The 17,005-nt window shown below is 67.2% G+C and carries 14 protein-coding genes; 8 read left to right on the top strand and 6 right to left on the bottom strand.

Going from position 1 to position 17,005, the window contains the following annotated elements; genetic code table 11:
* Positions 1-75: 75 nt before the first annotated feature.
* Positions 76-2,952: an excinuclease ABC subunit UvrA gene (gene uvrA / locus IQ782_RS14405; protein ID WP_194135358.1), complete on the top strand. Its 2,877-nt coding sequence runs from the start codon at positions 76-78 to the stop codon at positions 2,950-2,952.
* A gap of 143 nt (positions 2,953-3,095) precedes the next feature.
* Here the strand turns inward: uvrA and IQ782_RS14400 are convergent, their stop codons facing one another.
* Both IQ782_RS14400 and IQ782_RS14395 read right to left on the bottom strand, forming a co-directional pair.
* Entirely contained in the window at positions 3,096-3,473 is a 378-nt protein-coding gene (locus IQ782_RS14400; protein ID WP_194135357.1) for an excinuclease ABC subunit A, read from the bottom strand.
* A 103-nt stretch (positions 3,474-3,576) separates the two neighbouring features.
* On the bottom strand, positions 3,577-4,377 hold the full coding sequence (locus IQ782_RS14395) for an enoyl-CoA hydratase (RefSeq protein WP_277347856.1): 801 nt from the start codon (positions 4,375-4,377) through the stop codon (positions 3,577-3,579).
* A gap of 54 nt (positions 4,378-4,431) precedes the next feature.
* Here IQ782_RS14395 and IQ782_RS14390 point away from each other — a divergent pair, with 54 nt between their 5' ends.
* From IQ782_RS14390 to IQ782_RS14370, 5 genes are all read left to right on the top strand, one after another.
* Positions 4,432-4,854, top strand: coding sequence for a PaaI family thioesterase (locus IQ782_RS14390; RefSeq protein WP_194135355.1), 423 nt, complete (start codon positions 4,432-4,434; stop codon positions 4,852-4,854).
* 273 nt (positions 4,855-5,127) lie between these two features.
* The gene (locus IQ782_RS14385; protein ID WP_194135354.1) at positions 5,128-5,658 is read left to right on the top strand and encodes an SRPBCC family protein; all 531 of its coding nucleotides are present in this window, start codon (positions 5,128-5,130) and stop codon (positions 5,656-5,658) included.
* Positions 5,659-5,716: 58 nt separating this feature from the next.
* Positions 5,717-6,202 (top strand): (2Fe-2S)-binding protein, encoded by a 486-nt coding sequence (locus IQ782_RS14380; protein WP_194135353.1) that lies wholly within the window; start codon positions 5,717-5,719, stop codon positions 6,200-6,202.
* A 212-nt stretch (positions 6,203-6,414) separates the two neighbouring features.
* Complete coding sequence (locus tag IQ782_RS14375; RefSeq protein ID WP_194135352.1) at positions 6,415-8,775, top strand: xanthine dehydrogenase family protein molybdopterin-binding subunit; 2,361 nt, start codon at positions 6,415-6,417, stop codon at positions 8,773-8,775.
* Between the two features lie 115 nt (positions 8,776-8,890).
* Positions 8,891-9,679 carry an FAD binding domain-containing protein gene (locus IQ782_RS14370; RefSeq protein ID WP_194135351.1) on the top strand — a complete coding sequence of 263 codons (789 nt, stop codon included), beginning with the start codon at positions 8,891-8,893 and terminating at the stop codon, positions 9,677-9,679.
* A 64-nt stretch (positions 9,680-9,743) separates the two neighbouring features.
* Here the strand turns inward: IQ782_RS14370 and IQ782_RS14365 are convergent, their stop codons facing one another.
* The 3 genes from IQ782_RS14365 to IQ782_RS14355 all read right to left on the bottom strand — a co-directional run bounded on the left by IQ782_RS14365 (position 9,744) and on the right by IQ782_RS14355 (position 13,325).
* A complete protein-coding gene (locus IQ782_RS14365; protein WP_194135350.1) occupies positions 9,744-11,189 on the bottom strand; it encodes a cobyric acid synthase in 1,446 nt (481 codons plus the stop codon).
* Between the two features lie 151 nt (positions 11,190-11,340).
* Positions 11,341-11,958, bottom strand: coding sequence for a YitT family protein (locus tag IQ782_RS14360; RefSeq protein WP_194135349.1), 618 nt, complete (start codon positions 11,956-11,958; stop codon positions 11,341-11,343).
* Positions 11,959-12,107: 149 nt separating this feature from the next.
* Complete coding sequence (locus tag IQ782_RS14355; RefSeq protein WP_194135348.1) at positions 12,108-13,325, bottom strand: NADP-dependent isocitrate dehydrogenase; 1,218 nt, start codon at positions 13,323-13,325, stop codon at positions 12,108-12,110.
* Positions 13,326-13,511: 186 nt separating this feature from the next.
* Between IQ782_RS14355 and IQ782_RS14350 the strand changes: the two genes are divergently transcribed.
* Together IQ782_RS14350 and IQ782_RS14345 are read left to right on the top strand one after the other, a co-directional pair.
* The gene (locus tag IQ782_RS14350; protein WP_194135347.1) at positions 13,512-13,835 is read left to right on the top strand and encodes a hypothetical protein; all 324 of its coding nucleotides are present in this window, start codon (positions 13,512-13,514) and stop codon (positions 13,833-13,835) included.
* On the top strand, positions 13,832-15,412 hold the full coding sequence (locus IQ782_RS14345; RefSeq protein ID WP_194135346.1) for a methyl-accepting chemotaxis protein: 1,581 nt from the start codon (positions 13,832-13,834) through the stop codon (positions 15,410-15,412). The genes IQ782_RS14350 and IQ782_RS14345 overlap by 4 nt, the downstream gene beginning before the upstream one ends.
* Before the next feature lie 112 nt (positions 15,413-15,524).
* On the opposite strand, the gene IQ782_RS14340 is transcribed toward IQ782_RS14345, so the two are convergent.
* A complete protein-coding gene (locus IQ782_RS14340) occupies positions 15,525-16,766 on the bottom strand; it encodes a multidrug effflux MFS transporter (protein ID WP_194135477.1) in 1,242 nt (413 codons plus the stop codon).
* Between the last annotated feature and the right edge of the window lie 239 nt (positions 16,767-17,005).

The raw sequence follows: 17,005 nt of genomic DNA, 5'->3' as shown, positions 1-17,005 counted from the left end.
CTTAAGTTCTCATTTACCCATTGCGATCCGGGGCGTTTCGCCTATGTGTAGGGGCGTTCCTTTCCCGAGGGTCTCATGCCAGAGCTGAAGCAGATCGAAGTGCGCGGCGCGCGCGAGCACAATCTCAAGAACATCGACGTCGACATCCCCCGCGACGAGCTGGTGGTGATCACCGGCCTGTCGGGCTCGGGCAAGTCCTCGCTCGCCTTCGACACGATCTACGCCGAGGGTCAGCGGCGCTACGTCGAGTCGCTCTCGGCCTATGCGCGGCAGTTCCTCGACATGATGGAAAAGCCCGACGTCGACCACATCTCCGGCCTGTCGCCGGCGATCTCCATCGAGCAGAAGACCACCTCGAAGAACCCGCGCTCGACCGTCGGCACGGTCACCGAGATCTACGACTACCTGCGCCTGCTCTTCGCCCGCGTCGGCACGCCCTACAGCCCGGCCACCGGCCTGCCCATCGAGGCGCAGCAGGTGCAGGACATGGTCGACCGCGTGATGGCGCTGGAGGAGGGCACGCGCGGCTACCTGCTCGCGCCGATCATCCGCGACCGCAAGGGGGAGTACCGCAAGGAATTCCTCGAGCTGCGCAAGCAGGGCTTCCAGCGGGTGAAGGTGGATGGCGAGTTCTACGAGCTCGACGAGCCGCCGACCCTCGACAAGAAGTTCCGCCACGACATCGACGTGGTGGTCGACCGCATCGTGGTGCGCGAGGGGCTCGAGACGCGCCTCGCCGACAGCTTCCGCACCGCGCTCGATCTCGCGTCCGGCATCGCCGTGCTGGAAACCGCGCCGCGCGAAGGCGAAGGGGATCCCGAGCGGATCACCTTCTCCGAGAATTTCTCCTGCCCGGTCAGCGGCTTCACCATCTCCGAGATCGAGCCGCGCCTCTTCTCCTTCAACGCCCCGGTCGGTGCTTGCCCGGACTGTGACGGGCTCGGCGTCGAGCTGTTCTTCGACGAGCAGCTGGTGGTCCCCGATGTGACGCTGAAGGTCGCCGACGGCGCCATCGCGCCCTGGCGCAAGGGCAAGTCGCCCTATTTCCTGCAGACCATCGAGTCGATCGCCAAGCACTACGGGTTCAACAAGAACGCCCGCTGGAAGGACCTGCCGCGACAGGTTCAGGACGTCTTCCTGCACGGCTCGGGCAAGGAGGAGATCCCCTTCCGCTACGACGAGGGCGGCCGCGTCTACCAGGTGACCCGCGCCTTCGAGGGGGTGATCCCCAATATGCAGCGCCGCTACCGCGAGACCGACAGCGCCTGGGTGCGCGAGGAGTTCGAGCGCTACCAGAACAACCGCCCCTGCGGCGCCTGTGGCGGCTACCGTCTGCGCCCCGAGGCGCTGGCGGTGAAGATCGGTCCCAAGGACGCCCGCCTGCACGTCGGCCAGGTGGTGCAGATGTCGATCCGCGAGGCGCACGCGTGGATCGAGACCGTGCCCGCCGCGCTCTCGGGGCAGAAGAACGAGATCGCCCGCGCCATCCTCAAGGAGATCCGCGAGCGGCTCGGCTTCCTCAACAACGTCGGGCTCGAGTATCTGACCATGTCGCGCTCGGCCGGCACGCTCTCGGGCGGCGAGAGCCAGCGCATCCGTCTCGCCTCGCAGATTGGCTCGGGGCTGACCGGCGTGCTCTACGTGCTCGACGAGCCGTCGATCGGCCTGCACCAGCGCGACAACGACCGGCTGATCGGCACGCTGAAGTCGCTGCGCGACCAGGGCAACACGGTGATCGTCGTCGAGCATGACGAGGACATGATCCGCCAGGCCGATTACGTCTTCGACATCGGCCCGGGCGCCGGGGTGCACGGCGGCCAGGTGGTCAGCCACGGCACGCCGCAGATGATCTCGGACGATGCCGCCAGCCTCACCGGCCAGTATCTCGCCGGCACGCGCGAGATCGCCGTGCCGAGCGAGCGCCGCAAGGGCAACGGCAAGACCCTGAAGGTGGTCAAGGCGACCGGCAACAACCTCAAGGAGGTGACCGCCGAGTTCCCGCTGGGCAAGTTCGTCTGTGTCACCGGCGTCTCGGGCGGCGGCAAGTCGACGCTGACCATCGAGACGCTCTACAAGAACGCCGCAATGCGGCTCAATGGCGCGCGCGAGACCCCGGCGCCCTGCGAGACGATCAAGGGCTTCGAGTATCTCGACAAGGTCATCGACATCGACCAGCGCCCGATCGGCCGCACGCCGCGCTCGAACCCCGCGACCTACACCGGTGCCTTCACCCCGATCCGCGACTGGTTCGCCGGGCTCCCCGAGGCCAAGGCGCGCGGTTACAAGCCTGGCCGCTTCAGCTTCAACGTCAAGGGCGGCCGCTGCGAGGCCTGCCAGGGCGACGGTCTGATCAAGATCGAGATGCACTTCCTGCCCGACGTCTACGTCGAATGCGAAACCTGCAAGGGCCAGCGCTACAACCGCGAAACTCTGGAGATCCACTTCAAGGGCAAGAGCATCGCCGATGTGCTTGATATGACAGTGGAAGAGGCGCAGGAGTTCTTCCAGTCCGTGCCCTCGATCCGCGAGAAGATGGATGCGCTGATGCGCGTCGGCCTCAGCTACGTGAAGGTCGGCCAGCAGGCGACGACCCTTTCGGGCGGCGAGGCGCAGCGGGTGAAGCTGTCGAAGGAACTGGCGAAACGCTCGACGGGCCGCACGCTCTACATCCTCGACGAGCCGACCACGGGCCTGCATTTCGAGGACGTGCGCAAGCTGCTCGAGGTGCTGCACGAGTTGGTGGAGCAGGGCAACACCGTGGTGGTGATCGAGCACAACCTCGACGTGATCAAGACTGCCGACCACATCATCGACATCGGCCCCGAGGGCGGTAACGGCGGCGGCGAGATCGTCGCCACCGGCACGCCGGAGGAAGTGGCCGAAGTCGGGCGCTCGCACACCGGGCATTATCTCAAGCCGATGCTGCGGCCCGGCAAGGTCGCCGCGGAATAGCGGCGCAGCGCCGCCGTCCTGGGCGGGGTGATGCGTATTTTAAAAGAGAAGAAGGACCGGTCGCTCGCATGAGCGCCGGTCCCCTTTTCTTCTAGGTTGAAAATATCCCGGGGGGTGCGGGGGGCAGAGCCCCCCGGTGCGGGTTACCTCGCCAGCTGCGCGATGCCGCCGATGATGTCGAGCACCGCCCCGGTGTCCGGGTCGACGCGGTAGACGTAGTCATCGACGTTGTAATAAGTGCGGCGCGGATCGAGCTGGTAGCGGCCCGGATCGCGGATGACGATGTAGTTGTCGCGGATGCGCTCGCCTCGGTCATAGCGATGGTAGTGCACCTCATCCCGGTCGCGATCATGGTCGCGGTCGTGGTGACGCTGGTCGAGCTTCTTGTACTGGCCCGGCGGCATGCAGGCCGCGTTCTTCTTGGCCAGGCCCGGAGGGCAGCCGTTGTTGCCGGCGCTGGCCGCCATGGGGGAAACGAGGACGGCGGCCGACAGGGCCGCGAAAGTGAGGGTACGCAACATGCTGCTCTCCTTGACGTGGTGCGGAGTTATACGCAGAGAACGCGCGCGTCCGCCGCATCGGTTCCGGAAAACTCACGAAGATCAGCGGCTTTCCGCCGCAGGCTCAGGCGCTCCAGTCGGGTTTGCGCTTGCCGAGAAAGGCCGAGATCCCCTCGTCGGTGTCGCGCTCGAGCATGTTTTCGACCATCGCCTGGCCGGCCAGGCGGTAGGCCTCGTCCAAGGGCAGCTCCGCCTGCGCGTAGAAGGTCCGCTTGCCGATGCGCACCGCCTGCGGCAGCTTCGAGGCGGCGCTTTCCGCCAGCGCCAGGGTCGCCGCAGGCAGCTCCGCCGCGGGCACGACCCGGTTGACCAGACCCAGGTCCCGCGCCTCGGCAGCACCGATGAACCGCCCGGTGGTGAGCATTTCGAAAGCCATCTTGCGCGGCAGGTTGCGGGTCAGGGCAACCATCGGTGTCGCGCAGAAAAGGCCGATGTTCACGCCGTTGACGGCAAGGCGCGCGTCCTCGGCGGCGACCGCCATGTCGCAGCTGGCGACCAGCTGGCAGCCGGCGGCGGCGGCGATGCCATGGACCTGCGCGATCACCGGCTGGGGCAGGCGGGTCAGCCCGGTCATCACCTTGGCGCAGCGTTCGAAGAGCGCGGCGAAATAGGCGGCGCCCTTGTCGTCGGCCTGCCGACCGGCCTGCATCTCGCGCAGGTCGTGGCCGGCGCAGAAGGCCTTGCCCGCGCCCGAGATCACCACGGCCCGGATCGTCTGATCCTCTCCGAGCGCGTCGATCTGCGCCTGCAGCGCGGCCAGCATGGCATCCGACAGCGGGTTGAGCCGCTCGGGGGCGTTCAGACGCAGGTGCGCGACCGGCCCGGTGTCGTGACGTTCCAGAATTGACATCTTGTCCTCCTCCATCCTAGCGGGCAGCCTAACCAGCGGAGATGAGGGGCGAAAGAGGCGGGAGGTTGCATGGCGCTGCATTTCACCATTCCGGAGATGACCGGCTTCCTGTCGGAGGTTTTCCCGCAGGTCGAGGGGATGTTCGCCATCGACCGCATGGACGAGGACCTGCTGGTCATGCGGCTGATCACCGGTGATCAGCACCTGCGCCCCGGGGGGACCGTCTCGGGGCCGTCGATGTTCGCGCTGGCGGATGTGGCGGCCTATGTGGCGACGCTGGCGCGGATCGGACGCGAGGCGCTGACCGTGACGACGCATTGCTCGATCGACTTCATGCGCAAGCCCGAGGCGGGGAGCGACCTGCTGGCCGAGGCGCGGGTGCTGAAGCTGGGGCGCAGCCTCAGCGTGACCGATGTGCTGCTCTACTCGGAAGGTGGCCGCGCTCCGGTCGCCCATGCCTCGCTGACCTACGCCATCCCGCCGAGGCGCTGAGGCGGCCGGGCGGGCCGCCGACCGTCCGCCCGCTCAACCGGCTCGCGCCTTCCCGATCCCGCTCCGCCGGCCCCGACGCCCGCCGCCGCTTTCGGGCCCTCCAGGGACTGGTCTTCGGATACGGGGTTGCGAAGTCTGGAAATAGGCGCAATCCTCCGCAGGGAAAAGCAATGTCGCGCGCGGACATGGAGGAGGATCGGCTGCGCCCCGGAGCCTAGCGGGCCGGGTGCCGCGGTCTCGGAGGTTCGAGCGCCAGCAGAGAGGACAAGATCCATGCAGATGAGCGATACCCGCGTGATCAAGGCCCCGCGCGAGGTGGTCTGGGCCGCGATCCTGAACCCCGAGGTGCTGAAGGCCTGCGTGCCCGGCTGCACCGAACTGACCGGCACCGCCGAAGAGGGCTTCGAGGCCACCGTGGTGCAGAAGGTCGGCCCGGTGAAGGCCACCTTCAAGGGGATGGTGACCCTGTCGAACATGGCCGAGCCCGAGACGGTGACGCTTTCGGGCGAGGGCAAGGGCGGCGCGGCGGGCTTTGCCAAGGGCGGGGCGAATGTCAGCTTCAAGGAGGTCGAGGGCGGCACCGAGCTGACCTACGACGTCGATGCCAAGGTCGGCGGCAAGCTCGCACAGCTCGGCAGCCGGATCATCGACGGGTTCGCGAAGAAGATGGCCGACCAGTTCTTCACCAACCTCCAGGACGCGGTGGAGGGACCCGCAGAGCCCGAAGATGCGCCGGAGGCCGAGGGCGAGGCGGCGGCAGAGGGTAAGAAGAAAGGCTGGTTCAAACGGATGGTTTCGGGCTGACACCCGTGCCAGAGTGAGGCCGACCGACAACCGAACAGTCATCCCAGGGAGGGAACGTATGACCAAGGTAACGATGACGGTGAACGGCAAGACCGTCTCGAAGGAGGTCAGGGGCAACATGCTCATGACCGAGTTTCTGCGTGACGAACTGCATCTGACCGGCACCCACGTCGGCTGCGACACCTCGCAGTGCGGCGCCTGCAACATTCACGTCAACGGCGCGAACGTGAAGGGCTGCACCATCTTCGCCGCCGAATGCGACGGCGCCGAGATCGCCACGATCGAGGGGCAGGCCAATGCCGACGGCTCGCTCAACGTGATCCAGCAGGCGTTCCAGGATCACCACGGGCTTCAGTGCGGCTTCTGCACGCCTGGCATGGTGATGTCGGCGGCGGCGCTGCTGAAGGAAACCCCCAAGCCGACCGAGGCCGAGATCCGGCACTACCTCGAGGGCAACATCTGCCGCTGCACCGGCTATCACAACATCGTCAAGGCGATCATGGCCGCGAGCGGGCAGGATGTGAGCAGCATCGCCGCCGAGTGAGGCGGGCGGGACGTGAGGTGACGTCCGGCTCTGCGTATTTGCAGGACACGGAAGGGCGCGGCGCAGCGCCTTTGACGACCGGGGGTGGACGGGAGACCGCCGCCGGTGACGGGAGGACCGGCGGCCACGGCGGCGGCCGGGTGGAGAGTTGAAGGCGGTGCAAGGCCGTTGCGACGGTTCTGGCCCGCCGGCATATGAGGGAGGAGAACCCCATGCCGAAGGATCATGGCATCGGAGCGGCCCAGAAGCGGCGCGAGGACGTGCGCTTCCTGACCGGGGCCGGCAAGTATACCGACGACATCAACGTCTACGGGCAGACCTACTGCCACTTCCTGCGCTCGGACGTGGCGCATGGCAAGATCACCAGCATCGACACCAGCGCCGCCGAGGCCATGCCGGGCGTGGTGCGGATCTTCACCGGCAAGGATTTCGAGGGTATCGGCGGGCTGCCCTGCGGTTGGCAGGTCACCGACAAGAACGGCGATCCGATGCAGGAGCCGCCACATCCGGTGCTGGCGCAGGGCAAGGTGCGCCATGTGGGCGAGCCGATCTGCGCGGTGGTGGCCGAGACGCTGGAGCAGGCGCGCGACGCCGCCGAGGCGATCGAGCTCGAGATCGAGGAGCTTCCGGCGGTCGTCGACATGCGGGGCGCGCTGGAAGGCGGCTCGGCCAGGGTGCACGACGATCTGCCGGGCAACCTCTGCTACGACTGGCAGTTCGGCTCGGACACGGCGACGGTGGAGGCGGCCTTTGCCTCGGCGGCGCATGTCACCACGCTGGAACTGGTGAACAACCGCCTTGTCGCCAATCCGATGGAGCCGCGCGTCGCGCTGGCGGAATATGCCCGCGCGGGTGACGAGAGCACGCTCTACACCACCTCGCAGAACCCGCATGTGATCCGCCTGCTGATGGGCGCCTTCGTGCTCGGCATCCCCGAGCACAAGCTGCGGGTGGTCGCGCCGGACGTGGGCGGCGGCTTCGGCACGAAGATCTTCCACTACGCCGAAGAGGCCTTCGTCACCTTCGCCGCGCGGCAGATCAACCGGCCCGTCAAGTGGACCTCGACCCGCTCCGAGGCCTTCATGTCCGACGCCCATGGCCGGGATCACGTCACGAAGATCGAGCTGGCGCTGGACGCGGACAACAACTTCATCGGCCTGCGCACCGACACGCTGGCAAACATGGGGGCGTACCTCTCGACCTTCGCCAGCTCGGTGCCGACCTGGCTGCACGGCACGCTGATGGCCGGCAACTACAAGACCCCGGCGATCCAGGTGAACGTCAAGGCGGTGTTCACCAACACCGTGCCGGTCGATGCCTACCGCGGTGCGGGCCGGCCCGAGGCGACCTTCCAGCTCGAGCGGCTGGTCGACAAGGCGGCGCGGGAACTGGGTGTCGATCCGATCAAGCTGCGGCGTCAGAACTTCATCGACAGCTTCCCCTATGCGACCCCGGTGGCGGTGGAATACGACACCGGCAACTACGTCGCGACGATGGACAAGCTGGAAGAGATGATCGACATCCCCGGCTTCGCGGCGCGGCGGGCCGAGAGCGAGGCCAAGGGCAAGCTGCGCGGATTTGGCGTCAACTGCTACATCGAGGCCTGCGGCATCGCGCCGTCGAACCTCGTGGGACAGCTCGGGGCGCGTGCGGGGCTCTACGATGCCGCGACCGTGCGGGTGAACGCCACCGGCTCGATCTCGGTCATGGTCGGCGCGCACAGCCACGGGCAGGGGCATGAGACCGCCTTCCCGCAGGTGGTGGCCGACATGCTCGGCATCGACGAGAGCATGATCGAGATCGTCCACGGCGACACCTCGAAAATCCCCTTCGGCATGGGCACCTACGGTTCGCGCTCGCTTGCGGTCTGCGGCTCTGCCATGGTCCGCGCCACCGAGAAGATCATCAACAAGGCCAAGAAGATCGCGGCCCACCTGATGGAGGCCTCGGCGGGTGACATCGAGCTGAAGGACGGCATGTTCACCGTCGCGGGCACCGACAAGTCGGTGGCCTGGGGCGATGTGACGCTCGCCGCCTACGTGCCGCACAACTACCCGCTCACCGAGATCGAGCCGGGGCTGGAGGAGACGGCGTTCTACGATCCGGCCAACTTCACCTATCCCGCCGGCGCCTATGCCTGCGAGGTAGAGGTCGATCCCGAGACCGGCAAGGTCACCATCGAGCGCTTCGCCGCCGCCGATGATTTCGGCAACGTGGTCAATCCGATGATCGTCGAGGGGCAGGTGCACGGCGGGCTGGCGCAGGGCATTGGCCAGGCGCTGCTGGAGACCTGCGTCTACGACGCGGACGGCCAGCTGCTCTCGGCCAGCTACATGGACTATGCCATGCCGCGTGCCTCGGATGTGCCGTTCTACAAGGTCGACCACAGCTGCGCCACGCCCTGCACCCACAACCCGCTTGGGGTGAAGGGCTGCGGCGAGGCCGGGGCGATCGGCTCGCCCCCGGCGGTGGTGAACGCGGTGCTCGATGCCTTGAACCATGCCGGGCACGACGTGGCGCATATCGACATGCCGGTCTCGCCGCACCGCGTCTGGCAAGCCATGCAGGGATGAGCCTTTCCCCGGCCGAGGTGCTTGCATCTTGCGCCGGGGAAGGTGAGTATTTGGAGAAAGATGAAAGGGTTGAGCCGCCGCGCGAGGCCGCTCGCCCTTCGCCAGGAGGAAGAAGATGTACAGCTTCGAGATCGTAAGACCGAAGAGCGTGGCCGATGCGGTAAGTGCTCTCGGCGAGGAAGAGGCCCAGGCGCTCGGGGGCGGGCAAACGCTGATCCCCTCGCTGAAGCAGCGGCTGGCGGCGCCCGCGGTGCTGGTGAGCCTTGCCTCGATCGACGAGATCAAGGGCGTGTCGAGCTCGGGCGGCGCGGTGACCATCGGCGGCGGTACGCCGCATGGCACCGTGGCGCGGGACGTGGCGGCCAGCTATCCGGCGCTGGCGGCGCTCGCGGGCAATATCGGTGATCCGGCGGTGCGCAGCCGGGGCACGGTCGGCGGCAGCCTTGCCAACAACGATCCGGCGGCCTGCTACCCGGCGGCGGCGCTGGCCTCCGGGGCGACGATCGTCACGAGCAATCGCGAGATCGCGGCGGATGACTTCTTCGAGGGGCTGTTCACCACGGCGCTTGAGGACGGCGAGATCATCACCGCGGTGAAATTCCGGATCCCCGAGAAGGCCGCCTACATCAAGTTCGAGCAGCCCGCCTCGCGCTTCGCGCTGGTCGGGGTGTTCGTCGCCAAGTTCGCTGACGGCGTGCGCGTGGCGGTCACCGGCGCCTCGGAAGACGGCGTGTTCCGCTGGACCGAGGCCGAGGCCGCGCTCTCGGGCGATTTCTCGGCGGCGGCGCTGGACGGGCTGGCGGTCGGAGCCGACGGGCTGATGACCGACCTGCACGGCTCGGCGGCCTACCGCGCGCATCTGATCGGCGTGCTGACCAAGCGGGCCGTGACGCAGGCGGGCTGACCACCGGCAAAGGTGTCGAGGCGCCCTCCGGGAGGACCGGGGGGCGCCGGGCGTTTGGGTCCCGTCAGCGCGCCAGTGCCAACAGCCCCGGCACGTCAAGATGCGCCTGCATGTGCTCGGCCAGCGCATCGAGCACCGCGTCCACCTTCGCGCCGTAGCGAAGCCCGCCCGCCGCCACGCCGAGCCCCGCCAGCCAGGCTGTGCGGAAGGCATCGTCGGCGAAAAGCCCGTGCAGGTAGCTGCCGGTGATGCGGCCATCGGCCGAGCGCGCACCTTCGGGCATGCCGTCCAGATAGGCAAAGGGGCGGGTGCAGTCGGTGCCCTCGCTGTGCCCGATGTGGATCTCGTAACCCTCCAGCGGCAGCCCGCTCGCGGCATGGGTTGCCGAGACGCGGGTCAGGCGCTTGTCCGCGGTCATCACCGTGTCGACCGCCAGCAGCCCGAGGCCCGCATCGCTGCCCGCCGGTCCCTCGATGCCCAGCGGATCGGAGATGCTGCGCCCGAGCATCTGGTAGCCGCCGCAGATGCCGAGCACGTGGCCGCCGCGCCGGACGTGGGCGGCAAGATCGACATCCCACCCCTGCGCGCGCAGGAAGGCGAGATCGCCGCGGGTGGATTTGCTGCCGGGCAAAATCACCAGGTCGGCGTCACCGGGGATCACCTCGCCCGGTGCGATCATCGCCAAAGACACCCCCGGCTCCTGTGCCAGCGGATCAAGATCGTCGAAATTGGCGATCCGCGAGAGGGCGAGACAGACCACCTTGAGCCCGTCTTCGCGGCTGCGGCGCGGCAGGTCGAGCGCATCCTCGGCAGGCAGAAGATGCGCGTCGCGGAACCACGGCAGCACGCCGAATCCGCGCCAGCCCGTGCTCTGCTCAATCCGCGCGTAGCCGTCATCGAAAAGTCGAGGATCGCCGCGGAACTTGTTGATCAGGAAGCCTTTTACCATCTCGGCATCCGCGGCATCGATGACCGCCTGCGTGCCGACGATCTGCGCAATGACGCCGCCCCGGTCGATGTCGCCAGCCAGGACGACGGGCACTTCCGCGGCCCGCGCGAAGCCCATGTTGGCGATGTCGCGGGCGCGCAGGTTGACCTCGGCGGGACTGCCCGCGCCCTCGACCAGCACCAGATCGTGCGACGCCTTCAGGCGCTCGAAGCTTTCCAGAACCCCGGCCAGGAGTCGCGGCCGCAGCCCACCGTAATCGCGCGCCTGGGTTGTGGCGATGCGCTTGCCCTGAAGGATCACCTGCGCGCCCATGTCGGTTTCGGGCTTCAACAACACCGGGTTCATGTCGGTCATCGGCTCGAGACCGCAGGCCCTGGCCTGCAGGGCCTGCGCCCGGCCGATTTCGCCGCCGTCGACGGTGACGGCGGCGTTGTTCGACATGTTCTGCGGCTTGAACGGCGCCACCTTGATGCCACGCTTCAGCGCCGCCCGGCAGAGCCCCGCCACAAGCACCGACTTGCCGACGTTCGAGCCGGTGCCCTGCAGCATCAGCGCGGGCATGTGGTGCCCCGCGCAGAGTGCTTCGCGCGGCCCGAAGGCGCGCCTGCGTATTTTGGGAACAATGAAAACGCGCGCATTTCGGGGCCTCGGGCTGGATACTCGGCCCTGAGTGCCACCGCCCGCCTTCGGATGCCAGCGTGAAAAGCGCCGGTCAGGAGCGGGCGATGTAGCGGTCGCGGCGGTGGTTGATGGCGATCAGCGCGTTGAGGATGATCGCGCCGAGCAGCGACCAGATCACCTGCATTGGCGCAAAGAACAGGAAGGAAGACGCGAAGACCAGAAGGTCGAAGCCGAGCTGGATCCAGCCGGCCTTGATCCCGCGCGTGTCCTGCAGCCAGAGCGCCACGATACCCACTCCGCCCAGTGTCGCGCCGTGGCGGAAGAGCGAGAGCAGCCCGATCCCGGCGCAGACGCCGAAGAGCGCGGCGGCCATTGGCGGCGAAACCTCGACATGCAGGCCGAGCGGCATGAGGTCCACCATGCTCGACATCAGCACCACCGAGATGAAGCTCTTGATGGTGAAGCGCCAGCCGAGCTGCTTCACTGCGAGGATGTAGAAGGGGGCGTTGAGCAGGAAGAAAAGCGGGCCGAAGCGCATCCCCAAGGGTTCGCCGAGCACCAGCGCCAGACCGGCGATCTGCCCGGTGAACAGCCCCGAGGCGCGCAGGAACTGGATCCCCAGCGCCACGAGCGTGGTGCCGACGAGGATGCCGTGGACGTCTTCCCACAGCGTATGTCGATCAGGAGGGGGGCTATCGAGAAGCAGCATGGGGCAGGGATGCTGACCTTTATGGGCAAGGTCAAGGGGGCAGTCGCTGCAGCGCAGCGTCAGCGGCGCGGTCTGCCTGCAAATGAGGCAGAAACAAAGACGGCCGGCCCCGAAGGACCGACCGTGATATCAGTTGCTTGGCGGCGGGTTCAGGCCGCGGCGAGGGCCTTGTTGAGGTTCTCGTCGACCTTCTCGAGGAAGCCCATGGTGGTGAGCCACTTCTGGTCCGGCCCGACGAGCAGCGCCAGATCCTTGGTCATCCAGCCCGACTCAACGGTCTGCACGACCACCTTCTCGAGCGTCTCGGCGAAGCTCATCAGCTGCGCGTTGGCATCGAGCTTGGCGCGGTGCTTGAGGCCGCCGGTCCAGGCGAAGATCGAGGCGATGGAGTTGGTCGAGGTCGCCTGGCCCGCCTGGTGCTGGCGGTAGTGGCGGGTGACCGTGCCATGCGCCGCCTCGGCCTCGACGATCTTGCCGTCGGGGGTCATCAGCTGCGAGGTCATCAGGCCGAGCGAGCCGAAGCCCTGCGCCACGGTGTCGGACTGCACGTCGCCATCGTAGTTCTTGCAGGCCCAGACGAAGCCGCCGTTCCACTTCATGGCGCAGGCCACCATGTCGTCGATCAGCCGGTGTTCGTACCAGATTTTCTTCTTCTTGAACTCGGCCTCGAACTCTTCCTCGTAGACCTTCTGGAAGAGGTCCTTGAAGCGCCCGTCATAGGCCTTGAGGATGGTGTTCTTGGTCGAGAGGTACACCGGCCAGCCCATCATCAGCCCGTAGTTGAACGAGGCGCGGGCGAAGTCGATGATCGAGCTGTCGAGGTTGTACATCGCCTGGTAGACGCCGGCGGAGGGGGCCTGGTAGACCTCCTTCTCGATCACCGTGCCGTCCTCGCCGACGAATTTCATCGTCAGCGTGCCGGCGCCGGGGAAGGTGAAGTCGGTGGCCTTGTACTGGTCGCCGAAGGCGTGGCGGCCGATGACGATGGGCCGGGTCCAGCCGGGCACCAGGCGCGGCACGTTGCGGCAGATGATCGGCTGGCGGAACACCACGCCGCCGAGGATGTTGCGGATCGTGCCGTTGGGCGAGCGCCACATCTTCTTGAGGCCGAATTCCTCGACCCGCGCCTCGTCGGGGGTGATCGTGGCGCATTTGACGGCCACGCCGATCTCGCGGGTCTTCTCGGCCGCGTCGATGGTGATCTGGTCCTCGGTGCGGTCGCGCTCCTCGATCCCCAGATCGTAATAGAGCAGATCGACGTCCAGATACGGCAGGATCAGTTTCTTCTTGATGAAGTCCCAGATGATCCGGGTCATCTCGTCCCCGTCCATTTCGACGATGGGGTTCTCGACCTTGATCTTCGACATGGGTGTCCCTTTCGATGGCTGAGTCGGCTGCGCCGCATGTAGCGCGTTTGCCGGTGGGAGGGAAGATCGGTATGCAACCGTATACCGCGACGTCGCTCAATTCGCCGTATTTTTCGGGGACGATTAGCGAAATCGAAAACCTTCGCCGCATATGCAGGCGTCATGGAACGAAAAGCTGAGGATTTCATGACCGCGCTTCTGCTGGCATTCGTGCTCTGTATCACATTTGGCGCCGGGCTCTTCGCGATCTTCGGCAGCGCCCCGGCGCGCGACGGCAGCCCGGACGGCGGCCCGACGGGCGTGGTTCTGGTCATCGCGCCGCCCTGGGGGCCGGGCGCGCCAGCGCTGGTCGCCCGCACGGGCGGCCGCCTGGTCGGTCCGGTCACGGCGCCCTTCGGCAGTTTTGCAACCTTCGATGGCCCCGCACCGGCGGATCGGCTGCGGGCTCTCGGCGCCTGGGGCACCCGCGAGGCCGGCGCATTGGCCACCCTCTGCGGGATCAGATCATGACCATTGCCGCCACCCTGCAACCCCTGTCTCGCGTCCTTCAGCGCCACATCCGCGGTCTTTCCGAACGCATGATGCTGGTGCTCCTGGGCCTCATGCTGCTGCCCATCTTCGTGGTCACCGATCTTTACCACGGTCGGCTCTTGATGCCGAGCACCGGCGCCGCGCTCGGTCTGCTGCTGATCGCGGGGATTGCGATGCGGCTGAAGAGCGGGCTGACCGATTACGTGCTCGCCGCCGTCGTTGTGGCAGAGGCGGCGGTTCTCACCGCGGCCTACCGCCTGCACCCCTGGCAGCTCGACACGCATATGGTCTATTTCGTCATGCTCGCGGGGATTTCGATCCTCGGCCGGGTCAGCGTGCTGATCTTCGGCTGCCTGCTGGTCGCGACGCAACATCTCGGCCTCGTGCTTCTCATGCCGGCGCTGGTTTTCCCGTCCACCGACCTGCTTGAAAATGTCATGCGGGTGGTCCTGCATGGCGGCATCGTGATCATGGAGGGGCTGATCCTGACCCTGGCGATCCTGCAGCGCAACGCCGGTCGGCAGAGCCTTGCGGAAAGCGCCGAGCGACTGGCCGATGAAAGCCATCGCGCCGCCGAAGCGCAGGTCAGGGCCGAGGCCACGGCGCAGATGACGCAGGATCTCGTTGCAAGGTTTTCAAAACATTTCCACTCGCTTGCGGAGCGTGACCTCGATTGTGCGCTGCACCAGCCGATGGATGGCGTGTTCGAGGCGCTGCGACAGGATTTCAACCGTGCGCTGCAGCAACTCGAGGATGCGTTGGGGAGCGCCCGGCGCACCGCCGATGGGGTTGATGAAGAAGCCGGCGCGTTGGAGCAGGTCACCGGCGATCTTTCCCTGCGCAGCGAGCGTCAAGCGCAGGAACTCAGCACCGCTGCCAGCGGCATGGCCGATGTGACCGGCGCCCTGCGCGGAACGGCGAGCCGCGCCGGAGAGCTTTCCGAACAGGCGCGCCAAGCCCGAGACAGCGCCGAGGAGGGCGGCACGGTCACAGACCGCGCGATTGCCGCGATGCGACTGATCGAACAGAGCTCCTCGGAGGTGGGCAAGATCATCGACCTGATCGACGACATCTCATTCCAGACCAACCTGCTGGCGCTGAACGCCGGGGTCGAGGCCGCGCGCGCCGGCGACTCCGGCAAGGGCTTCGCGGTGGTGGCCTCGGAAGTCCGGCAGTTGGCGCAGCGCACGTCCGAGGCCGCGGCCGGGGTCAAAAAGCTGATCCTCGACAGCGAGGAACAGGTGTCGGAAGGTGCCAAGCTGGTGAACGAGGCAGGCGGGCGGCTGTCGGCCATCGTGACCTCCGTCAGCACGGTCAGCAACATGATTGCTGAGATTCGCGACGATGCGAAGGGCCAGTCCGAACGGCTCGCCACACTTTCCGAGGCCGTCTCCCGCCTCGACAGCCAGACGCAGGAAAGCGCGGCATTGAGCGAGGAAATGGCGGCCATGGGCCTGCGCCTGCGCGGTCACGCCCGAGATCTCGCGCGCGACATGGCCGTGTTCCGCCTCAGCGGCAGCGAGCCCCCTGTATCCCAGGCGCAGCGTCGCGCCTGAGCCGGATCGCCGGGCCGGGACCTGACACGCGCTGGCCGAAGCAACATGAGACACCCGCGCCTCGGAGTCTCGGGACCGCGGCGCGGGTGCGTTCTCGAATGCTCCGCGCCGGTCAGGCCGTGCCCCGCCCCTCGAGCCGTTTCAGGCGCAGCATCAGCAGGAAGGCCAGGCTGACCTCCACGAAGACCCCGCTCGCCAGCGGCAGTGGCGTGCCGTTGAACATCAGCCCGACCGGAACCGCCAGCACGACCGCGATCACCGTCGAAAGCGCGCCAAGCAGCGACGAGGCGATCCCGGCGATATGACCGACCGGCTCCATGGCAATCGCGTTCACATTCCCCATGGTCAGCCCCATCATGAAAAACACCGAGACCTGCCAGATCAGGAATACCGCGAAGCCAAGGGGCCCGGACAGCCCGCAGGCGAAGATCACCGTGGCGATCGCCGAGAAGATGATCTGCATCAGCAGAACGGCGGTCACGATGCGCCGCATGCCTAGTCGCCCGACCAGCCGGGCGTTCACGAAGCTGGCAGACGCCGACAGCACCGCCGCGCCTCCGAACCACAGCGGGAAATAGGTGCCCTGGCCGAAGCTGATGTCGTAGATCTGCTGAACGGAGGATATCATCGAGAACATGCAGGCCGCGACCAGCGCCTGCACGCCGATCGACACCTGCACCACCGGGTGCCCCAGAAGCTCCCGCGTCGCCGACCAGAGCAGCCCGGCCCGGAAGGGACGGCGCCGCTCGCGCGGCAGGGTTTCGGGCAGGCGGATCGTCATCCAGACCGCGATGAGCGAGGCGAAGACGACGAAGGCGAGGAAGACGCCGCGCCAGCCCGAGGCGGCGATGATCAGCGTTCCGATGCTTGGTGCCAGCGCCGGGAACAGGGTGAAGACCATCATGACAAACGACATGATCTGGGCCATGCCGCGCCCCGCGTAGACGTCGCGCACGATGGCCAGCGCAACGACGCGCGGGCCGGCGGCACCGAGCCCCTGCAGCATCCGCGCCGCCAGGACCATCTCTAGCGTGTCCTCGCTGGCGGCGAGCAGGGCTGCCACGATATAGACCGCGATCCCTCCGAGGATCACCGGCTTGCGCCCGAAGCTGTCCGACAGCGGCCCGGTGAACAGCGTGCCGATGCCCATGCCGAAGACGAAGCTGGTCACCACCAGCTGCGCGCGGTTCAGATCGCCCGGCGTCAGTTCCTGGCCGATCTGCGGAAGCGCCGGCAGCATTGCATCGACGGAAAACGCGATGGTGGCAAACATGGCCGCGAGCAGCGCGATGAATTCAAAGCGGCCAGGGCGCTTCGACGCGCGGGCCGCGTCCGTGGGGTCGGAGGAGGTCATGGTCATTTCGGTCTCGACAGGAAATGCCCCGCGTCCGCGATGCGCACGGGCGGGGAGGAGGGAAAGGGAGGATCCTGCCCAGAGCTACCGGCAAAAGCGACGCAGCGGAACCCGTCGGGCGGTCAATCCCCGCACAGAGGCGGCGCGCTCCATGCACAGGCCCCGGCGGCTGCGCGCTGGTCCATGCGCTGGTCTGCGCGCTGGTCTGCGCGCTCGTCCGGGCGCGCCGGCGGCAGGGG

The organism is Salipiger mangrovisoli (genome assembly GCF_015223355.1).
GTDB lineage: Bacteria > Pseudomonadota > Alphaproteobacteria > Rhodobacterales > Rhodobacteraceae > Salipiger > Salipiger mangrovisoli.
The sequence above is the reverse complement of the archived record's forward strand: the minus strand, read 5'-3'. Positions and strand labels throughout refer to the sequence as shown.

Bases quoted from the DNA above. Each gene is read 5' to 3' on its own strand.
- uvrA (WP_194135358.1), top strand. From the start codon at position 76: ATGCCAGAGCTGAAGCAGATCGAAGTGCGCGGCGCGCGCGAGCACAAT.
- IQ782_RS14400 (WP_194135357.1), bottom strand. From the start codon at position 3,473: ATGTTGCGTACCCTCACTTTCGCGGCCCTGTCGGCCGCCGTCCTCGTT.
- IQ782_RS14395 (WP_277347856.1), bottom strand. From the start codon at position 4,377: ATGGAGGAGGACAAGATGTCAATTCTGGAACGTCACGACACCGGGCCG.
- IQ782_RS14390 (WP_194135355.1), top strand. From the start codon at position 4,432: ATGGCGCTGCATTTCACCATTCCGGAGATGACCGGCTTCCTGTCGGAG.
- IQ782_RS14385 (WP_194135354.1), top strand. From the start codon at position 5,128: ATGCAGATGAGCGATACCCGCGTGATCAAGGCCCCGCGCGAGGTGGTC.
- IQ782_RS14380 (WP_194135353.1), top strand. From the start codon at position 5,717: ATGACCAAGGTAACGATGACGGTGAACGGCAAGACCGTCTCGAAGGAG.
- IQ782_RS14375 (WP_194135352.1), top strand. From the start codon at position 6,415: ATGCCGAAGGATCATGGCATCGGAGCGGCCCAGAAGCGGCGCGAGGAC.
- IQ782_RS14370 (WP_194135351.1), top strand. From the start codon at position 8,891: ATGTACAGCTTCGAGATCGTAAGACCGAAGAGCGTGGCCGATGCGGTA.
- IQ782_RS14365 (WP_194135350.1), bottom strand. From the start codon at position 11,189: ATGCCCGCGCTGATGCTGCAGGGCACCGGCTCGAACGTCGGCAAGTCG.
- IQ782_RS14360 (WP_194135349.1), bottom strand. From the start codon at position 11,958: ATGCTGCTTCTCGATAGCCCCCCTCCTGATCGACATACGCTGTGGGAA.
- IQ782_RS14355 (WP_194135348.1), bottom strand. From the start codon at position 13,325: ATGTCGAAGATCAAGGTCGAGAACCCCATCGTCGAAATGGACGGGGAC.
- IQ782_RS14350 (WP_194135347.1), top strand. From the start codon at position 13,512: ATGACCGCGCTTCTGCTGGCATTCGTGCTCTGTATCACATTTGGCGCC.
- IQ782_RS14345 (WP_194135346.1), top strand. From the start codon at position 13,832: ATGACCATTGCCGCCACCCTGCAACCCCTGTCTCGCGTCCTTCAGCGC.
- IQ782_RS14340 (WP_194135477.1), bottom strand. From the start codon at position 16,766: ATGACCTCCTCCGACCCCACGGACGCGGCCCGCGCGTCGAAGCGCCCT.